The organism is Dyella sp., from assembly GCF_035685885.1.
Lineage (GTDB): Bacteria > Pseudomonadota > Gammaproteobacteria > Xanthomonadales > Rhodanobacteraceae > Dyella.
This window is the reverse complement of sequence record NZ_DASRZX010000106.1, coordinates 23,465-44,567: the sequence shown is the minus strand read 5'-3', so window position 1 is coordinate 44,567 and position 21,103 is coordinate 23,465. Positions and strand designations below refer to the sequence as shown.

8 protein-coding genes are annotated in these 21,103 nt (G+C 66.2%); 1 reads left to right on the top strand and 7 read right to left on the bottom strand.

Features of this window, described 5'->3' with window-relative positions; genetic code table 11:
• Nucleotides 1-11: 11 nt before the first annotated feature.
• From VFG49_RS12715 to VFG49_RS12700, 4 genes are all read right to left on the bottom strand, one after another.
• Complete coding sequence (locus VFG49_RS12715; RefSeq protein WP_324861038.1) at nucleotides 12-6,482, bottom strand: non-ribosomal peptide synthetase; 6,471 nt, start codon at nucleotides 6,480-6,482, stop codon at nucleotides 12-14.
• The gene (locus VFG49_RS12710; RefSeq protein ID WP_324861036.1) at nucleotides 6,479-13,756 is read right to left on the bottom strand and encodes a polyketide synthase; all 7,278 of its coding nucleotides are present in this window, start codon (nucleotides 13,754-13,756) and stop codon (nucleotides 6,479-6,481) included. The genes VFG49_RS12715 and VFG49_RS12710 overlap by 4 nt, the downstream gene beginning before the upstream one ends.
• A gap of 35 nt (nucleotides 13,757-13,791) precedes the next feature.
• Nucleotides 13,792-14,706, bottom strand: a complete 915-nt coding sequence (locus tag VFG49_RS12705) for a JmjC domain-containing protein (protein ID WP_324861034.1) — start codon at nucleotides 14,704-14,706, stop codon at nucleotides 13,792-13,794.
• Between the two features lie 376 nt (nucleotides 14,707-15,082).
• A complete protein-coding gene (locus tag VFG49_RS12700) occupies nucleotides 15,083-15,949 on the bottom strand; it encodes a hypothetical protein (protein WP_324861032.1) in 867 nt (288 codons plus the stop codon).
• 190 nt (nucleotides 15,950-16,139) lie between these two features.
• On the opposite strand from VFG49_RS12700, the gene VFG49_RS12695 reads away from it, so the two are divergent.
• Nucleotides 16,140-16,883, top strand: a complete 744-nt coding sequence (locus tag VFG49_RS12695; RefSeq protein WP_324861030.1) for a J domain-containing protein — start codon at nucleotides 16,140-16,142, stop codon at nucleotides 16,881-16,883.
• A gap of 114 nt (nucleotides 16,884-16,997) precedes the next feature.
• Here the strand turns inward: VFG49_RS12695 and VFG49_RS12690 are convergent, their stop codons facing one another.
• The 3 genes from VFG49_RS12690 to VFG49_RS12680 form a co-directional block, all read right to left on the bottom strand.
• Entirely contained in the window at nucleotides 16,998-18,398 is a 1,401-nt protein-coding gene (locus VFG49_RS12690) for a TIGR03013 family XrtA/PEP-CTERM system glycosyltransferase (protein WP_324861028.1), read from the bottom strand.
• 129 nt (nucleotides 18,399-18,527) lie between these two features.
• A complete protein-coding gene (locus VFG49_RS12685; protein WP_324861087.1) occupies nucleotides 18,528-19,322 on the bottom strand; it encodes a 4'-phosphopantetheinyl transferase family protein in 795 nt (264 codons plus the stop codon).
• Nucleotides 19,323-19,358: 36 nt separating this feature from the next.
• Nucleotides 19,359-21,029, bottom strand: coding sequence for a GMC oxidoreductase (locus tag VFG49_RS12680; RefSeq protein ID WP_324861026.1), 1,671 nt, complete (start codon nucleotides 21,027-21,029; stop codon nucleotides 19,359-19,361).
• Between the last annotated feature and the right edge of the window lie 74 nt (nucleotides 21,030-21,103).

Sequence of the window (21,103 nt, the reverse complement as noted above, 5' to 3'; positions counted from 1 at the left end):
ATGGCTGCATGTCAGTGCCGCCCCCATAGCGTCCGCAGCCGCTGGCCCAAACTAGGCCTGGCTTCGGTCGCCGCATCGGACGGAAGATCATTGCCGTCCATCTCCGGTAGCTCGATGGCCAGCGCTCCCAGCGTGGTCGTCGCCACGTCCAGCAGGTTGAGCTTGATGCCGGTTTCGCGCTTCACCCGCGTAACCATCTCGATCGCCAGCAGCGAATGGCCGCCGATGTCGAAGAAGTTGTCGTTGGCGCGCACGTCGTTGATCCCGACCAACTCGCACCACAGTGCGCCCAGGTAACGCTCGCGGGCATCGTCGCTGGCGCTGACTCCGGGTTCTGCGTCGTCGGCATACGGCACGGCGTTGAGCGATGGCGCAGGCAGTGCCTTGCGGTCCGTCTTGCCGTTGGGCGTACGCGGAAGCTCGGACAGCTTCACGAACAGCTGCGGCTGCATGTAGGCGGGCAGTCGCGCGGCCAGCTGCGCGCGCAGCTTGGGCCACAGCGTGTCCTCGTCTTCGCTGCACACGGCGTAAAGCACCAGGCGTTCGTCATTCGGCGCGATCTCGCGTACCACCACGACGCAATCGAGCACCGAGGATTCCGTGCGCGCGACCGCCTCGATCTCGCCCGGCTCGATGCGGAAGCCGCGCAGCTTCACCTGGAAATCCAGGCGGCCCAGGTGCTCCAGCGTGCCGTTGGCCAGCCAGCGGCCACGGTCGCCGGTGCGATAGATGCGTGCCCCGGGCGTGCTGCTGAAGGGATCGATGGGGAAGCGTTCGGCCGTGAGGTCGTCGCGGTGCAGATAGCTCAGTGCCACGCCGTCGCCGCCAATCCAGATCTCGCCCGGTACGCCGATCGGGCAGGGTTGTGCCTGCTCGTCGACGATCCACACCGAGGTATTGGCGATCGGCGTGCCGATGGAGATGCCGCGCCCGGGATGCTCCACGCGCCAGCAGGTGGACCACACCGTGGTCTCGGTGGGGCCGTACATGTTCCACAGTTCGCAACCGCGTGCGATCAGCAGGGCGCCCAGATCCGCTGACAGCAGTTCGCCCCCGCAGAGCGCGCGAAAACCCACCGGGGGCTGCCACGGCGTCTGCAGCAGCATGCGCCAGGTTACCGGCGTAGCCTGCATGATCGTCGCGCCATGCGAAGACAGCAGCTGGTTGAGCATGTCGCCATCGACTGCTTCATCGCGCGTGGCGAGGATGACCTGCGCGCCGACGCTGAGCGGCCCAAACAGCTCCAGCACGGCAATGTCGAAGGAAAGGGTGGTGACGGCGAGCAGACGATCGTCGGCCTGAAGTCCCGGGCGCGCGGTCATGCCCGCTAGAAAGTTCACCACCGCGCGATGCGGAATCGCCACGCCCTTAGGCCGGCCGGTCGAGCCGGAGGTGTAGATGACGTAGGCGACGGAGCTGCCGTCGAGCGCAGATTCCGCGGGAAGGCGTGTATCGGGCGCGGCATCCAGTTCGGCGACCGACTCGTCGAGCACCAGCTTCGGACAGGTGCTGCCGCTGAAACGGCCAGCTGTTGCCGACTCCAGCACCAGCGCGGCGAGGTTCGCATCCTGCGCCATATAGGCGAGCCGATCCGGCGGGAACTCGGGATCGAGCGGCACGTAGCCCGCGCCGGTCTTCAGCACCGCGAGCAGGGTGGCCATCATGTCGGTGCTGCGTGTGAGCGAAATGCCGACCAGTGCGCCGTGCGCCACGCCACGCGCGCGCAGTGCATGGGCGATGCGGTTGGCGCGTGCATCGAGCTGACGGTAGTCGAGCACCTTGTTGCCGTAGCGGATCGCCGTACGCGTCGGCGCACGGTCGCACTGGGCTTCGATCAGCGCATGCAGCGGCAAAGCCGGCACGTCGAGCGTCGTTTCGTTCCACTGCTGCATGGCGTCGCGCTGCGAGAGCGGCAGTGCATCGAGCTTCGCCACCGGAGTGGTGGGCTCGGCCAGCGCCGAGGCGAGCAGCGTTTCGTAGCCGTCGCGGAACCGCGCCGCGGTCGAGGCGTCCAGAATGTCAGTGTTGTAGGTGATGCCACCGAGCAGCCCGTGTTCCTGTTCGAGGAACCACAGGCCGATGTCGTCTGCCGCGCCGCGTTGGAACACCGGCAAGTGTTCGTGCGCAAGATCGCCCCACGACAGGATGCGGCGACGCGCGTCCTGGAAGGAGAACATCGCCTGGTAGATCGGCGGACGGCTCTCGTCGCGGGCCACGCCCAGCGAGACCACCAACTGCTCGAACGGCACGTCGGGATGGGCGAAGGCATCCAGCACCACCTGGCGCACCTGCTTCACCACATCCAGGAAGGATGCATCGGAGTCAACCGTCACACGCAGCGGCAGCGCGTTGACGAACAGGCCCATGATGCCTTCCGTCTCCACGCGGTCGCGGCCGCGCACCGGCGTGCCAACGACGAGATCGCGCTGGCCACTGAGGCGATGCAGCAGCACGTAGTACGTCGCTAGCAACACCATGAACGGGGTGGCTTCGGCGCGCTGCGCCAGCGCGTGCACGGCAGCGGCGCGCTCGGCCGGAATGCGCACCCATTCGGTGGCGCCGGCACCGGACATGCGTGCGGGACGGGAACGGTCGGCCGGCAGTTCCAGCGGTTCCAGCGGGCCTTCCAGCGTCTTCATCCAGTGCGCCAGCTGCTGCTGCACCGTGGCGCTGCGCATGCGCTCGCGATGCCAGGCGGAAAAGTCGGCATATTCCACCGGCAGCGGCGCGAGGGACGACGACGCCTCTCCCGCGCAACGTGCGATATAGGCGCGCGAGAGGTCTTCGTAGAGAAGGTCGAACGACCAGCCATCCCAGATGATGTGATGGGCCATGAAGTACAGCACGTGATCCTGCTCATCGAGGCGGAACAGCCGTGCGCGGAATAGCGGCGGGCACGACAGGTCGAAAGGCCGCGCGATATCCGCTTCGAGCTCGCGCATCAGCGTGGGCAGGCGATCTTCGGCGGCCAGCGTGGAGAGATCCTCGACCGGCAACTCCAGCGCGATGTCTGCATGGATGCGCTGCAGGCCAGCGGTGTCACCCGCCTCGATGGAAGTGCGAAGCACCGGTTGGCGTTGCACCACGTCGCGCATGGCCTGCCGGAAAGCGGCCACGTTCATCGGTCCGCGCAGCCGGTGCGCCGAGGGCGTGTTGTAGACCACGCGGCCCGGATGCAGTTGCTCCATGTACCAGAGGCGCTGCTGCATGGAGGACAACGGCGCCTGCTCGCGGTTGGCGGCGCGCGGAATCTCGTCGGTGTTGGTCGCAGCCGTCAGGCCACGCGCGCCGTCGATGGCTTCGGCCAACCCTTCAATGGTCGGTGCGTCGAACAGCGTGCGGAACGACAGCGCGATGCCGAACTCGCGATTGAGGCGCGCGGTGAGCTGCGCGGCCAGCAGCGAATGGCCGCCTAGCGCGAAGAAGTTGTCGCGTACATCCAGATCGGGCAGCGCGAGCACCGTTTCCATGGCGGCAGCGACGCGTAGCTCCGTCTCCGTCTGCGGCGCGCGGCGTTCGCGGTTGGCAGGCGCCATCGGTTGCGAAGGCGCAGGCAATGCCTTGCGGTCGATCTTGCCGTTGGGCAGCAGTGGGATAGCATCCATCGCCACGAAGTGTTGCGGCAACATGTAGTCGGGCAGGCGCTGGCGCAGGCGGGGGCATAGGTCGACCTGTTCGAGATCCACGCCTTCGCTGGGCACCACGTAAGCCACCAGGCGCACGTCGCCGGGGCGGTCCTCGCGCGCCATCACCACCGCGCGTGCCACCTCGGGCAGGTCGGCCAGCGCGGTTTCGATTTCGCCCAGCTCGATGCGATAGCCGCGGATCTTCACCTGGAAGTCCAGACGGCCGCGATGTTCCAGTTCGCCGCTTGCCATCCAGCGGCCACGGTCGCCCGTGCGATACAGGCGCGCCTGCGTGTCGCCGTTGAACGGATCGGGCAGGAAGCGCTCGGTGTTGAGTTCCGGGCGGTTGAGATAGCCGAGCGTGACGCCGTCGCCACCGATGTAGATCTCGCCAGGCATGCCCAGCGGGCAGGGCGCGCCGTGCTCGTCCAGGATGTGCACGGTAGTGTTGGCGATGGGACGCCCAATGGTGATGCCGCTGCGTACATCGTGTGCGCGCCACAGCGTGGACCACACCGTGGTTTCGGTGGGGCCGTAGGCGTTCCACAGTTCAGCGCAGCACGCCAGCAACGATTCGGCGAGATCCAGCGGCAAGGGCTCGCCGCCCGCGATGGCCTTGAAGCCCGTACGGCCCGTCCATCCCGATTCCAGCAGCACGCGCCAGCCGGCAGGCGTCGCCTGCATCATCGTGGCGCCGCTTTCCTCGACCAGCCGGCGCAGGGCCGCGCCGTCGCGCACATCGTCATAGGTTGCCAGCACGATGGCGGCGCCGACGCTGAGCGGCAGCATCAGTTCAAGGAAGGCAATGTCGAAGGACAGCGTGGTGACCGCGACGAGGCGATCGTCTTCGACGATGCCCGGCTCGCGCTGCATGCTGGCGATGAAGTTCGACGTGGCGCGATGCGGCACGCGCACGCCCTTGGGCTTGCCGGTGGAGCCGGAGGTGTAGATGACATACGCCACCGACTCGGGAACGGCGGAGCGTTCGTCGCGTGGCAGGCGCGCATCGCTGGCGTTGTCGATCAGCGCGGCGTCGCGCTGGAGAGAAAGTACCTGCGCGGCCGGAAACTCGAACACCGATGCGGCCTCGTCATCGACGATGAGCGCGGCCAGTGCCGCGTCCTGCGCCATGAAGGCGAGGCGTTCCGGCGGGAAGCTGGGATCAAGCGGCACGTAACCCGCGCCCGACTTCAGTACGGCCAGCAATGAAGCCAGCATGTCAGGGCTGCGCGCCAGCGACAGGCCGACGAGACTGCCCTGGCTTACGCCACGATCGCGCAATACATGTGCGATGCGGTTCGCCCGTGCCTCAAGCTGCGCATAGGAGATCGGCGCGCTGCCGGCGAGTGCCGTGCGCGACGGCGCACGGTCCACCTGCCGTTCGAAATATTCATGGGCCAGTTGTTCGGCCGGATAGGGCGTGCGCTGCGGCTGCATCGAATGCAATGCGGCGAGCGCATTCTCCGAGACGAGGCCGAGCGTGCCGCAGGCGGCGTCCGGCATGTCGGCGGCATTCCGCAGCAGTGTCGCGTAGGCGTCGAGCCACGCGTGCACCGTCGCCGCGTCGAACAGATCCGAGTTGTACTGGCATTCCAGGCGCAGGCCGTGCGGCAGCTGCACCGCGTTGACGAACCATTCGAAATTCTCGTACGCACGCGGCACGCCCGCGAACTCGAACGAGAGCCCCGGGAAGCTGAGTGTGCGCTCGTCCAGCGCCTGGTCCAGGTTGAACAGCACGCTGGCCAACGGCAGGCGACCCGGATCGCGCGGCAGGGCGAGGCGGGCCAGCAGGCTGCCGATGGTGTATTGCTGATGATCGAATGCGTCGAGCAGGTCGCCACGTACCTTGGCGAGGCCTTCGGCGAAGGGCGCCGCCGTATCGATCGACACGCGCAGCGGCAGTACATTCACGCAATGGCCCACGAGTCCATGGTGACCACCGGCGGCCTGGCCGGCGGAAGGAATGCCGATCACCACATCGTCCTGGCCGCTCAGCCGCTGCAGCAGCAGGCCGAAAGACGCCAGCAGCGTGGCGTACAGGCTGGCACCCCGCTGGGCGCCGGCGCGCTTGACCGCGGCGACCAGTGAGGCATCGAGCAGCAGGTCTTCCCGACGCGACGCGAACGTGCGCTGGCGAGGGCGCGGACGGTCGGTGGGCAGGTCGAGCGACGGCGTGGCATCGGCGAAACGCTTGACCCAATAGCTTTCGGCATCGCGGCCTTCCTGGCTCTGCCCGTGCGCCGCTTCGGCCAGCGCGTAATCGGCAAACGGATCGGCCGGCGGCAATTCGCCTCCCGTGCCGATCTGTTGCGCATATAGCGCGGCGAGATCGCGCACGATCACGCCGAACGACCAGCCGTCGCACACGATGTGATGGGCTGTGAGCACCAGCAGGTGTTCCTGCGCCGACAGCCGCAACACTTCCGTGCGCAGCAGCGGTCCGGTTTCCAGATCGAACGGCTCGGTGACCACGCGTGCCAGCGTGGCTTCGATTTCTGCTTCCTGCTCGTCGGGACCCAGCCAGGAAAGCTCGCGCACCCGGCATGCCAACGACTGTTGCGCGGCGATGCACAGCTCGCTGCCATCCTTGCCAAAGGTGGCTCGCAATGCCTCGTGCCGATCCACCAACTGCTGCAAAGCTGCCTGCAGCGCGGCTGTGTGCAGTTCACCATGCAGGCGCAGCGTGGCCGACTCGTTGTAGGCGAGGGAAGCCTGTGGCTCCAGCGTGGAAGCGAGCCACACTTCGCGCTGCGGTGCGGTGGCGGGTACGACGCGCTCCAGCGCGGCGCCTGCAAAGGGGTCATAGTCGACCGCAATCGCCTCGGAACCGGCGAGCACGGATTCGTTCGGATTCATGCGTTGACCCTCATGAACTTGCCGGGCGCATCGGGGTTGGGTACGAACCACGCGGGATTGCCCTCCTGGTCCTTGCCCAGTCGCGCACCGACGACCGGCGGGCGGCTGGCGTCCAAAGCCAGTGCTTCAACGGGCTTGTTGCGCGGCAGGAATTCCGCTTCCTGCATTTCCAGCACGGAATCCTTGTAGGCCTTGGCGATGGCCTGGAAATCCTGCTCGGTATGCGAGGTGGTGAAGAAGCAGGGGAAGTTGTCCAGCAGGTGGATGCCGCGGCTGCGGATCATCGCGAACAGCAGCTCCTGCAGCGGATGGTCCTCGGTGAAGCTGGTCTTCCACACCGAGGAGAAGTGCACCAGCTGGATCGGTGCGCCGACGCTGGCGCAGAACGCGTTGAGCTCATCCATCAGCAGGCTGGTGCGGGCGTTGAGGCGTTCCTGAAGGGCCGCGCCATTCGCCTTGAGGTGGTTGAGCACGGCATGCGCCGCCGCCAATGCGAGCGGGTGACGCACGAAGGTGCCGGCGAAATAGGTGACGCCGACGGTGGGAATCGAAGCATCGCCGTACTGCCAGCCGCCGCCGTCCAGCGCATCCATGTAGCAACGCTTGCCGGCGATCACGCCGATGGGGAAACCGCCGCCGACCACCTTGCCGTAGGAGGCGAGGTCCGCGTCGATGCCCAGCACATGCTGCGCACCACGCGGATGGGCGCGGAAGCCGGTGACCACTTCGTCGAAGATCAGCAGCGCACCCGCGTCGGAAGTGATCGCGCGCAGCTCCTTGAGGAACTCTCGCGGCTGGAAGTCCGGGCGACGGCTCTGTACCGGCTCTACCAGCACCGCGGCGATGCTGGACGCGCGTTCGCGGATGATCTGCAGCGACTCGGGTGTGCCGTAGTCCAGCACCAGCACGTTCTCCGAGGTGTTGCGCAGGATGCCCGGTGCTGCCGGCACCGAGCGCAGCTTCTTGGTGCCGCGCACGATCACTTCGTCGAAGATGCCGTGATAGGAGCCCGTGAAGATCACCAGCGTGTCGCGACCCGTCACGGTGCGCGCGATGCGGATCGCGCCCATCACCGCTTCGGAACCCGTATTGCACAGGCCGGCGCGGTCGAAGCCGGTAAGTTCGCAGACCTGCTGGGCCACTTCGCCAGCCAGCGGATGCTGCGGGCCGATCTCGTAACCGGCATCGAGCTGGCGGCGTACGGCGTCGATCACGAAATCCGGCTGCCAGCCGAACAGGTTCATGCCGAAGCCGTTGAGCGCGTCGATGTATTCGTTGCCGTCCAGGTCCCACACCTTGGAGCCCTTCGAGCGGTTCACCACGATCTGGTAGATCATTTCCTTCAGCAGCGGACGGAAGCCATTGACGACGCGCGGATCGGCGAGATGGTCGCGATGGCGGGCGGTGTAATCCTTGGAGGCGCGCGTGCGCTCGATATAGCGGCGCATGAACGCTTCGAGGCGCGCACGCTGGCGATCGGTCAGCTCGGTCTGCGTGGAGTGGATACGCGCGATGGCGCCGAAGGCCTTCTTGACGTCGTAGCTGGTATGCGCAAGCGCCGCTTCCTCATCCTGCACGGGCTGGCTTGCGGCAGCCACAGGCGCCGATGCTGCCGGCGCTGCAGTCGCCTGTGCGACAGGCGCGGGCTGAGCCACTGGTACCGGTGCGGCCATGGCGGGCGCGCGTCCCATCGATGCCGCTGCGAGCAGTGCCAGTTGCTGCTGCATGATCTGCATCTGCTGCTGGATCAGGTCCTGCACCACGTTGCCGGTCGCGGCCACGGCCATCACCGGCATGGCGACGGTGGGCTGGACAGGAGCGGACGTCGTCGCGGCAGGCGCGATGGCGGGAGCCGGCGTGGCCTCCGGCGGCAGCATCTGATCGATATGCATCGCAAGGCGCTCGAAAGATGAGAACGACTCCATCAACTCGCGGAAGGTGATCTTCAACGAGAAGGTTTTTTGCAGCTGCAGCGCAACCTGGGTGAGGGCGAGCGAGTCGAGGCCGAGCTCGACGAAGCCGGAACTGGGATCCACGCCCTGCAGCTCGGTGCCGGCGACGTCCTCGAACAACTCGACGAGCTGGTTGACGAGGCGGCTTTGACGGGCCGAGCCGGCATTGGCGCCGGTGACGTTGGCTTCCATGGCGGGCTCCACGACAGGGGCAGAAGAAGAGGAAGAAGTGAACAGCGGTACGACGTTGTCCGGCGCCATCGTTGGCGCGACTGTCGGCGCACTGGCGGGCAGGGCGGCATCGACCCAGTGGCGCTTGCGCTCGAACGGATAGGTGGGCAGGCGTACATGGCGGCGGCGATGGCGACGATCCAGCGAGCACACGGCCACCGGCAAGCCGGCGCACCACAGCTGGCCCATGGCAGCCACCCACGCGGCGCGCTCCGACGATGGCGCGTCAGCCACGCTTGCCATCACCACGTGCGTGCGGCTGCCAGCGTGCTGGCGGGCCAGCGTGGTCAGCGCATTGCGCGGGCCGACTTCCAGTAACACCTGCGTGGGCTGGTCGAGCAGGTTCTGCAGCGCAGGCGAGAAGCGCACGGTGCCGCGCAGATGGCGCGTCCAGTAGTCGGGAGACGTCGCCTCATCGTCGCGCAGCGGCTCGCCAGTGAGCGTGGAGACGATGGGAATCGACGGAGCCGACAGCGCCACGCGCTCCACTTCGGCGCGGAACGGCTCCAGTACCGGATCCATCATGGCGGAATGGAACGCGTGCGAGGTCTGCAGCAGGCGGCAGGCAATGCCTTCGGCTTCCAGCTGCACGCGGAACGCGTCGACCAGTGCCGTCTCGCCGCTGATCACGCTGGCGGTCGGGCTGTTTTCAGCAGCGAGCTGCAGATGGCCCGGCAGACGCGGCTGCAACTGCTCGGCAGGAAGGCGAACGGAAAGCATCGCGCCGGCCGGCATGGCTTGCATCAGGCGACCACGGCGAGCGACCAGGCGTGCGCCATCGGCCAGGCTCATCACGCCGGCGATCACCGCGGCGACGAACTCGCCGATGCTGTGGCCGATCATTGCCACGGGCGGCACGTCCGTCGCCATCCATAGTTTCGCCAGCGCATATTCGATGGCGAACGTGGCCGGTTGGGTCAGCGAAGTTTCGCGCAGCGCATCGGCATCGTCGGCAAACAGGCGTTCGCGCAGATCGAAGCCCAGCTCGCCGCGCAACGCTTCGGCGCAATCGTCGACCGCCGCCCGGAATGCCGGCTCGCTGTCGTACAGCGCTTTCCCCATGCCGGCGTACTGCGAGCCCTGACCGGGGAACAGGAACACCACGCCCGGGCCAGGCTTCTTCACTTCGCGTACCGACGCGGTGGTCAGTTCGCGCAGTCGTGCGATGGCTTCGTCCGTGCTGCTGGCGACCACTTGCGTGCGGTGCGCGAAGGCCTTGCGACCGTGCAGCAGGGTGCCAGCCACGTCCGCGAGGTTGATATGCGGATGCGCGCCAAGGTGATCGGCGAGGCGTGCAGCCGACGCAAGCGCGGCGGCCGGCGTGCGGCCCGACAGCACCAGCAGCTGCGGACCTTCGGCGGCATCGGAGGGTTCGGGCGCCGGGGCCTGCTCCATGATCACGTGGGCATTGGTGCCGCCCACGCCGAACGAGCTGACGCCCGCACGCAAGGGATGGCCGTCGGTGGCCCACGGGCGAAGCGAATCGTTGATGACGAACGGCGAACCTGCGAAGTCGATCTTGGGATTGGTGGCCTGCACATGCAGCGACGGCGGCAGCAGTTGTTCGTGCAGCGACAGCGCCGTCTTGATCACGCCGGTGGCGCCAGCGGCGATCACGGTATGGCCGATATTGCTCTTGACCGAACCGATGGCGCAGAAGCCGCGATCGTCGGTGTGCTGGCGGAATGCAGTAGTAAGGCCTTCGATCTCGATCGGATCACCCAGTGGCGTGGCCGTGCCGTGCGCCTCGACGTAGGAGATGGAACGCGCATCGACCCCGGCATCCGCCAACGCCATGGCGATCACTGCCGCCTGGCCGTCGCTGCTGGGCGCGGTGTAGCTGGCCTTGCCGCCGCCGTCGTTGTTGATGGCGATGCCGCGGATCAGCGCCAGCACTTCGTCGCCATCGCGCTGTGCATCCGACCAGCGCTTGAGCAGCACCACGGCCGCGCCGTCGCTGAACACGGTGCCGCGCGCATCCGCATCGAAAGTGCGCGTGTGGCCGTCCGGCGACAGCATCGAGCCTTCCTGCGAGAGATAACCGCTGCGCGGCGGACACGTGATGGATGCACCGCCGGCGAGCGCCATCTCGCATTGCCCGGCGCGCAGAGCCGCCACGGCCTGGCAGATGGCAACCAGTGAGGTGGAGCAGGCAGTGTTGACGCTGAGCGCGGGGCCGGTGAGGTTGAGCTTGTGCGACACGCGCGTGGCGAGGAAATCCTTCTCGTTGGCCAGCGATACCTGGAAGGCGCCGAGCTTGTCGATGAGGTCAGGGCGCTGTTGCAGGTGATGCTGGAAGTAGGTGGCGTGGTACATGCCGGCGAACACGCCTATCGGCGCGTCGTGGTTGTCCGGCGTATAGCCACCGCGCTCCAGGCACTCCCAGCACAGTTCCAGGAAGATGCGCTGCTGCGGGTCCATCAGCTCCGCTTCGCGCGGCGACATGCCGAAGAAGGCGGCGTCGAAATCCTCCACTCCATCGACAATGCCGCGTGCAGCGACATAGTCGGGGTCGTTGCGCAGCGAGGCCGGAATCGACGGGTCCAGTTGGTCGGGCGAGAAGCGCGTGATGGTCTCGCGGCCTTCGCACAGGTTGGACCAGAACGTCTCGACGTCGGCCGCGCCGGGGAAACGACCCGACACCGCCACGATGGCGATCGGTTCGCCGGTATCGCCCTGGCGACCGCGCGACAGGCGCGAAGCAAGCGCAGAAGACGTGTTGCGCCCCTCGATGAGCGCGGCCAGCGCGGCGGGCGTGGGGTCGGCGAAGAATGCGGGTACCGTCGGCGAGGTGGACACGCCGGCGTGGATGCGTTCCATCAGTCGCACGGCAAGCAGCGAGTTGCCGCCGAGATCGAAGAAGTGATCGAGCCGGCCTACCTGGTCGATCTCCAGCACGTCGGAGAACAGCGCGCAGAGTGTCCGTTCAAGTTCGCCCACGGGCGGCACGTACTGGTCTGCCAGCTCCGGACGGCGGCGGCCGGGCGCGGGCAGGGCGCGGCGATCCAGCTTTCCGTTGGTCGTCACCGGCAGGCTGTCCAGCCGCAGATAGGCCACCGGCACCATGTACTCGGGAAGGGTTTGCCCCAATTGCGCACGCAGGGAGCGCGCCGTAACCGCATCGTCCTCGGCGACGAAGTACGCCACGAGACGCTTCTGGCCGGGCCGGTCCTCGCGTGCGAGCACCGCGGTGGAACGCACGCCGGGAAGACGCTGCAAGGCCGCCTCGATCTCGCCGATCTCGATGCGGAAACCGCGGATCTTCACCTGCGTATCGGCACGGCCGACGAATTCGATGACGCCTTCCGGCAGCCAGCGCACGAGGTCGCCGGTGCGATAGAGGTGCGTGCTTTCGGCGCCGAAGCGATTGGGGATGAAACGTTCGCTGGTGAGCTCAGGACGCTTGAGGTAACCACGGGCCACCCCGGCGCCGCCGATGAACAGCTCGCCGATGATGCCCACCGGCACCGATTCGCCACGCGCGTTGAGCACGTACAGCGTCGTGTCGGCGATCGGACGTCCGATCGGAACGGAGCGTGCCGTGGCATCCAGGTCTGCCGGGATGCGGTAGGTGGTCGCGAACGTGGTGCATTCGGTGGGGCCGTAGCCATTGATCAGTTGCGTGTCCGGCAGCAGGGATTGCGCCTTGCGCACGTGAGCGACCGACAAGGCCTCGCCGCCGGTAAGCAGCTGTTGCAGTCCGCGCAGCTGCGTGCCGTCCTTGTCGACGATGGCATTGAACAGCGCGGCCGTGAGCCACGCGATGCGGGCTTCGTGGTGCGTGATGGTGGCGGCTAGGCCATCGCCGCTGGGCACGCGCTCCTCATGCACGATGCAGGTGCCGCCATTGAGCAGCGGGCCCCAGATCTCCAGCGTCGCAGCGTCGAAGCCCAGGGGCGCTGCATGCAGCACGCGCGGGCTGTCGCCGAAGGTCACATAGTCGACGTCACGCACCAGCCGGATGATCGAGCGATGGCGGATCTCCACGCCCTTGGGTGTGCCCGTCGAACCGGAGGTGTACATCACGTAGGCCAGTGCTTCGCCATCCACCATGGGTAGTGCTGGCGGACGAGCGTTGGCCATGAGCTGCGCGTACGAACGCCATGATGCGGGCACGCCTTGCAAGGGCGAGGTGTCCTCCGGCGCCACGATCACGGAAACGCCCGCGTCATTCAGTGCGAAAGCCAGGCGTTCCTCAGGATAGGTGCGATCGAGCGGCAGGTAGGCGGCGCCGGTTTTCAGGATGCCAAGCACCACGACAACGGCGTCGATCGAACGATCCAGCAGCATGCCGACCATCGCACCAGCGACCACGCCGGCTTGCATGAGGCCGGTGGCGACACGGTCACTGGCATCGTCCAGTTCGCGATAGCTCATGCGCAGCTGCGTACCTTCCAGCGCGATGGCATCGGGACGGGCGTCGGCAACGGCACGGAACAATCCATGCACGGTGTCCTGCGGCCGGCGCGCGATGGCGGTGTTGTTCCAGGCAGCCAGCATGCGTTGGTACGCTTGCGCGTCGAACGCGACGACACTTTCCAGTCGCTCGGAATGCGCCAGTCCGTGACACACGTGGGTCCATGCCTTGCCCAGCGCGAGCAGCATGGTTTCGTCGAAGATGCCGGTATCGAAATCGAGGGCGAAATGCCGACCGTCTGTACAGAGTGACCACGCCAGTGGCGAGGTCGGCGTCATTGACGCGGTTGATGCATCGCTCCATGCGCCGATGTGGCTCGCGCAGTCGTCGTCAGCTGCCGCGGGGTAGGGCGGCGTGGCCAGCCATGCATCGACCGAGGCGTGCAGTGGAATGTCGTAGCGAAGGGCAGCACCCCCGGTAATCGCAAGCGTGACGCGCCCACGCCCGGTCAGTCGCGATTCCAGCAGGGCGAGCGTCGCCGTGAGCAGGGCGACGGGAGATAGCTGCGCCTGCGCCGCGCGATGCATGAGCGTCGCCATCACCGCCTGGTCCAGCGCCATTTCCAGCCGTTCCCTTGCCGGCGCAGTGGCCGGGGAAGACTGGCGCACGAGCACGTCGAGCAACGAAAGCTCCTGGGTTCCCTGTGTTGCTTGCGCGTTGTTTGGCTGCGTCATGGGAAATCCCCTGCACCTTTGCGTGCGTTTGTTGCTCAGGCGATGGCGTAAGCCGCCCGGTCCGTCCTCGGCTGCTTGCCCAGCGAGCGGCGCAGCCATTCGCGCGAATCGCGGCTGGAGCGGAAGCCCGCGTGCAGAAGTGCATCGAGCAACGGATTCTTGCCCACGGCCGGTGGCGTGATGCCCCAGCCGCGAAGACGCTCGTGCGCGGCGTGCAACAGGCTGTCGCGGCGGGTGGAGTCGGTGTAGTAAGTGAAGCTGATGGTCACCGACGCGTTGTCGCCGTTTTCCACCATGTGTGGGCTGGTCGAAGGCATGTACGCACCCTGGCCGGGCTCCAGGTGAAAGACGGTGGCGCGCTCGCGCAGGCTTTCGTCCCAGTGCAAGCGGTCGCGCTCGTGGCAGGCATGGAAGCGATCGCGTGCTTCCTCGCTGGCCGCGACGGTGTCGCGGTGGTCCCATACATAGATGGTCTTGCGACCGCTCAGCTGCATGATGAAGTTGTGTTCCTTGTCGAAGTGGAACGGCGTGACCGCGTTCGGCGAGGTGATGAAGATCCAGCCGCCGCGATAGCTCATGCCCGGATCGACGCGATCGATCGCCGGCTTGATGCCGTCCAGCACGTGGTCCACCAGCGTGCGATAGAGGTCGTCGGTCTGAACATTGAGCAGCGACATCCAGGCCCTGGCCTGTTCGATGTCCTGCAGCGTGCTCGCCGCGGACCTGGTATTGGGATGCAGTTGCGGAGCGATGTTGAACGGCGTGCCCGGCGTGGCGTCATCGCTGTGCGTGCGCACGCGTCCACGCGCCTCCAGCCGCTTGCCCAGTTCCACCAGCTGGGGCAATTGCAGAAGAGGATGAGTGGCAAGCTGATGGCGTGCGGGCTGGATGCGCCAGGGATCGAAATTGTCCCAATCCAGATCGATGAGCCGAGCGACATCGGCGGTCATGATTTCCTCCCCCTGAACATTCATGGTTCGCACTGCCATGGCGTCCGGTTCCGATCCCTGGGCTGGTCTTCGCGGGCGGTGCGAACCGAACCCTGGTCGGCCGTATCGCGCGCGAGACACTTTCCCTGAGGCTGCGTACCGATGATCACCGTGGTAGCCGTGCAACACGTCTCCAGCAACGGAGCATCCGTAGTCTCCGTCGGTGGCTTTTTTGTGTGAATACGCCCTAAGCAGCAGAGCCGTGCGGCGCTCGCCTTGGCGCACTTCCGACGAAATAGGCTGTTAGGGGTAGCCGGTTGCAAAGCACGGCGTCGGCTTTCCGCTGTGCTGCGGAAAGTGATACAGGACTGTTACAGATGCGCCGCCCGCAGCTGGCTCAGGGCGCAGCCTGGAATGCGAACAGCCACAGGATGGCGCCTTGCGCCGGCGTTCCTGTCCAGGTAACGGAATAGGTGCCGGCGGCGTTCACCTGCTTGACCGCGACTGCGCCTTGCACGGCGCTGGAGGGCGGCAGCATCAGGTAACTGTCGATGACCTTGAAGCCATCACCGGGTACGGCGGTCATCGAATAGACGTAGGCGTCGCCGAGCCACACGGCGACGAGCGTGGCCGGGCCGGTGGTGGTCACCGTGCCGCTGGTGAGCATGCTCGTGGTGGAATCCGTGCTGCCGGTGATGCCTTGCCACGCGCGCGCCAGCTTGTTGGTAGCGCGCGCGGCGATGCCTGGCGTCGGATAGTTCTGGGCAACGTCCTGCAGTTTGCCGGCATGCGCGATTTCGATGAAGGGCACGGTGATCTCGCCTTCGGGCGTGCCTTCCTTGGCGATCTGCACGGTGTGGTTCGCACCGCCGCGCGAACCGATGGCGATGTACGCGCGTGCGTCGAAGCGGCCGTCATAACCGTTGTAGACCACCGATTCGCCGACCTGCTTCCACTGGTTGCCATAGCTGTCGGTTGGCGCGGCGCTGTTGTTCTTGTAGCCGGCCACAAGGATCAGCAGCGAACTGCCGCTTTCCTGGGTGTGCAGCGTCGGGGTGACGAGAGGCGAAACCCCTTCGCCGTCGGGTTGGGTCGCCAGGGTGTGCGCTCCAAGCACGGGAGGACTGAGCATGGTGGCGCGTGCCTCGTCGGCGATGGCGACAGTTGCCTGCAAGGAAATGAGCAAGCCGATGAAGCAGGGCAGCAGCCACTGCTGTCGCGGGAGGGAAGCACAAGCTGCAAGCGGCCGGGTAGCGCTGCGCATGGATGTCGTTCCTGTCACGTTCGATCGATATTGTGATTCAGTTCACATCGTGTCAAGCTGAAAATCGGACGCCGGATGGACGTCCAAACTCGTGGGGTGGCGCTGCGCTGGCGACGCGATATGTTCCGCGCGGCGACGATGCCCTTCCACCTGGCCGCGCCGTATCGACGCCACGCTCCGGGGGATGGCGGTGACGAACGAAACCGACTTTCTTGAGCTGTATCGCAAGCTCGGGTTGAGGCCCGGATGCGATCTGGCCGAGTTGAAGCAGGCCTATCGTCGGCGCGTGGCGACGCTGCACCCGGATCGACGCCAGGGCGGCCCCGCGGATGTGCGTGCGGCATCGAGGCTGCAGCGCCTCACGGCTCAATATGGCGCGGCGATGGACTTCCATCGCCGGCATGGACGACTGCCCGGCGCGCCTGCGTCCGCACGAGCCGCACGTGTCCTGGCAGGCGCGCCGCCGATCGCCGGTCTTGCCCCGGATCCTTTTGCCGACCGGTCCGCGCCGGCTCCTGCCGATGCGACCTTCCAACGTGCCCCCGCACCCGCAAACGCGTCGTACCAGGTTCACGGGCGACATGGCCGCCTTGCGTGGATGCTGGTGATCGCAGGTGTAGGCGTGCTCGCGTGGAGCGTGAGCGCGTTGCTGCCTGGCTCCGATACGCCCGACACGCCGGGCAGCATGTCGGAACCTCAGAAGGTCGGCGCTGTCGCCCATGACGATGTCGCCGATGCCCCCGTGATCCACGCGGGCATGTCGGCTGATGAAGTGCGTGCCATCGAAGGCGAGCCGACCTGGGTTCATGGTGACCTGTGGGAGTACGGTCCATCCTGGATCCGCTTCGATCATGACGAAGTGGTGGAGTGGCACAGCTCGCCACTGCGGACGCTGCACACCGGCACCAAGGCCGTGCAGGACGCGAATCAATGAAACATCATTCCCGGCCCTAGTGGTCGCCAGGCGGCTGCCGCATCCCGGTCCGTTGGCCACACGGATCGCCCTGATGCGCCCCCACCACCCGGCGGCCACTAGGGCCGGCTGCGCTCAGCGCGCACCTCGGCCGAACAGCACCACTTCCACGGTCTGGATCAGGATCAGCAGGTCCAGCAGAAGGTTGTGGTTCTTCACGTAGAACAGGTCGTACTTGAGTTTTTCCGCCGCTTCCTCGACGGTGGCGCCATACGGATAACTCAATTGCGCCCAGCCGGCCAGGCCTGGCTTGAGGCAATGGCGCAAACTGTAGAAGCGAATCTGGTTGGCCAGGTCAGCCACGAACTGCGGACGTTCCGGCCGCGGGCCGACGATGCTCATGTCGCCCTTGAGCACGTTCCACAGCTGGGGCAGTTCATCGACGCGCAACTTGCGGCTGATGCGTCCCACGCGCGTCACGCGGTTGTCGTTCTTGCTGGCCCAGCGGGCAACGCCATCGCGTTCGGCATCGGTACGCATGCTGCGGAACTTCAGTAGCTGGAATGTCGCGCCATGCGCGCCAACGCGCTCCTGCCGGTAAAGGATGGGCTGGCCGACGCCTGATTCGATGGTGATGGCAAGCGCTTCCAGCAACATCAGCGGCCAGCACAGCAACAGCAGCACCGACGCCGCCGCCAGGTCGAAGCAGCGCTTGCTCAGCTTCCGCAGCGGCGTGCCGTTGAAGCCACCGGAAAATACCAGCCACGACGAATCCAGGAAGGTCAGCTGCAGTCGGCCGGACTCGCGCTCGAAGAACGAAGTGAGATCCGTGATGGTGATGCCCGACTGGCGGCATTCGAGCAGGTCATCCATCGGCAGGTGACCACGGCGATCATCGACGCCTACCACCACTTCGTCGATCTGCTCGCGCTGCACGAAGGTGCGCAATGGGAGGCGTGTGCGGATGAGTTGTTCCTCCGGCACGGCTACTGTTTCGCTCGCATGTGGCATGTAGCCAACGACGCAGAAGCCGCGGCGATCGGTGCGACGGCGCATCTGGTTGTGGATCTGCGCCGCACGGGTACCTGCGCCGAGGATCAGTACGCGGCGCTTGAGCGCCTCCACTTCCACCAGTTGCAGGAAAAGCACGCGGACGCCCAGCACCAGGATGAAGCCGAGTATCAGGGCGATGGCCAGCACGCCGCGGCCGACATAGGCCTGCGGCAGCACGTAGTAACCGATCACCAGCAGGATGCCGCCCAGCACGAAGGCCACCGCCTGTCGCGCGAGCAAACCGAAACGGGTCATGCGCATGTGCGCCTGGTATTGCCCCAGCGCCACCATGCCGAAGACGATGGCCGAAGCGAACACCAGCGCGCGCTCGGGCAGGTGCACGGTGAACAGCGCGAGCTCTTCCGCGTTGTTCGCGTAGCGAAGATAGGTGGCGGCGCAGAGCGAAATGGCGAGCAAAGCCAGCTCGCACAGTCCAAGCATCATGAGCCATTGCACCGATTGCCGACGTAGAAAACGAAGCATCCGGTCCCCCTTCCCCTAAGTGCTGACAGCGTCCTTTTCGCCGTAGAAAAGGCTAGCGCGGAGCTCTCGCCCGCGTCGATGCAACTTAGGTAAGACCGGCATGGCAGCCGTTCGGCTGTCTCACGCCCGTTACATCGGCGGCGCTGCTTCCGATGAAGATAGGCCGTCCGGCAGCGTGGCCGCGCTCAGGCAGTGCCAATGGAAGGCGGTGATGCTCGCCGGTGCGGCCAGCGCACCGACGAAATCCGGTGATGCAGGAAGTGGATGCACGACGCACGCGGGAAAATAGGCGGCCGCAAGGGGAGCCGCGATGGCCACGCCGGCATCGACGTCCATGCCGGAGGGCGATTCGCGCAAGCCGAGGCCAAAGGCTTTCAGCAAGGCTTCCTTGCGCGTCCACAGCGCGAGCAGTGCGTTGCTGCGTGCCTCGGGTTCCAGGTCTTGCAAAGTGGCGCTTTCCGCGGGCGTGCACACCATGCGGGCGAGATCGTGCCATGCGAAACGTGCCGGTGTCCGCTCGATGTCGACACCGATGCACGGTGCATGGGCCAGTGCGATGGCGACGTGCGAGTTGCTGTGGCTGAGGCTCGTGGCCAGATCCGTGCCGGGAATGAAAGGGCGCCCAGAGGGTTCGCTCGCCAGCACGAACTCACCGGGCGCGACACCGAGTGCTTCGGCGAGCGCCAGTCGCCACACGGCGTGCGCAAGCACGTAGGTGTCGCGGTGATGCGCATGCCGGAACCGGTTTGCGCGTTCTCTCTCGGCATGGGACAGCAGATGGAATGCTTCCTCGCGGCAGCTGCACCATGGCGTGCTGTCGAAGACGATGACCTGCGCGATAGGGTCGGGTGTCGTGCGCAGACCGCGTTCGCGCAGCCAGCGCGCGATCGTGTCCAGCATCGGTGCATCGCGTCCGGATGGCATGTTCACGGCCAGGGCCCGCATATTGCCCGGCGACGCCTACAGCAGGCCCGTGTTCGCGCAGGCAGCCAGCAGACCGCGCAATTCATCAGCCAAGCGCAGGCTCAGGGCAACGATGGTGAACGTGGGGAAGGCCCAGCCACCGGTCGGAAACACCGAGCTGCCGGCGATGTGCAGATTGTCCATGCCGTGCACCTTGCACTGGCGATCCACCACGCCCGTGGTGGGATCGTCGGACATGCGCGTGGTGCCCATGTGATGCGCTGTGCCATGAACCTCGGGTTTGGCCGTGGGGTCTGACAACCACGGACTCAGCCGGAATTGCCCGTTGCCCACGCGCGCGATCTCTTCGCCGAACAGGCGGCCGGAGAACTGGTAGGTCTGATGGTCAAGCGGCGTCAGGCGCCAGTGGACGTTGACCTTGCGCTGCCCGAAGGCGTCGATCTGATGGCCCAGCGTTACGCGGCTATCCGGATTGGGCGCCTGTTCGAAGTAGCCGACCAGGTCCACATGGCTGCTGGCCACCGTGGGACGATCAGCCAGCTTGTGCACGCACGCGCGCACGAGGTCGCCTACGCCAAGGCCAACCCTCAGCGCGGCGATGCCCAAGTTGGGAGGCATGGCGATGGCGTGTCCTGCAGGTGCGTTGCGCAGTGCCTGGGAGAGTTTCTCTTCCAGCAGTGCATTCTCGTTCTTCACCGTGGTGCGCAAGGCGGACCGCAGTTCACGCAACGCCCGGATGCCGCGGGGTAACGGGCCCTCCACACCGAAGGGATGCACGCGCCCATTGAGCACGCGGTGGTGTCGCTGGAATTGTGGCGACAGGGCGATCTCGGGGAAGGCCGGCGGCTCGCCCTTGATGGCTCGCCGTTCGTACGGGCGGGTGATGCGATGCGGCGCATCCGCGGTCAGGGTGCCGAGCGTGCCGCTTGGATGGTCCATGAAATAGCGGCCCACCACGTCGCGCTGGTTGCCAAGCCCCTGCGGCACCACCGAGTTGGAAAGCAACATGAGGCGCGCGTTTTCGATGCCGCCGCTTGCAAGTACGTAATGTCGTGCGCGAACGATGCTACGGGCACCGCTGAGTGAGCCGATGCGCGCCGAGAGCACATTCCGGCCATCTTCCGTCGGCGTCAGCTCGAGCAGGTTGCCGTGCAATAGCACTGTGATATTGCTGGCGCGCTCCAGTTCGTCGCGATAGGTATCGCCGAAAAGGATGGGGCTGCGTGCGAAGAACTGATTGACCAGCTTCTCTTCATCGAAGGAAAGGAGTCCACGTGGGCCCGGTTCGGCAAACGTACCGTCCACGAAGTCCAGGTCGCCGATGCCGCAGTACTCGCGCGCCCGCGCGTAATACGGTTCGAGATCGGCGTAGCTGATGGGCCAGCCGCTATGGGGCACCCAGTCGCGTGGTTCCAGGTCTTGCCGGCCCAGCGGAATACAACCGCCACCCCACAGGTTGCAGCTGCCGCCGAACACGCGCATGCGCGACGTTCCCGGGTTGAAATCGATGTCGCCGGCCGAGCTGCCTTCGCACAGCGCCTGACTGTGCTCTTCGCCGCTCATGCCTCCGCTCTCGATGAGGTACACCGTGGTGGTGCTGCCGGCAAACGAGCGTGCAATAGCAATACCCGCAGCGCCGCCGCCGATGATGCACAGGTCCACGTGGATATCGGCGGGCTGGTCCCCGGCCAGGTAATCGATGATCACGCCAGTCCCCTCAGGTCCCCGTTGGCAACGCATTCCAGCGTGCTGCGGTGGACCTGGGCCGCGCTCGACCGTTC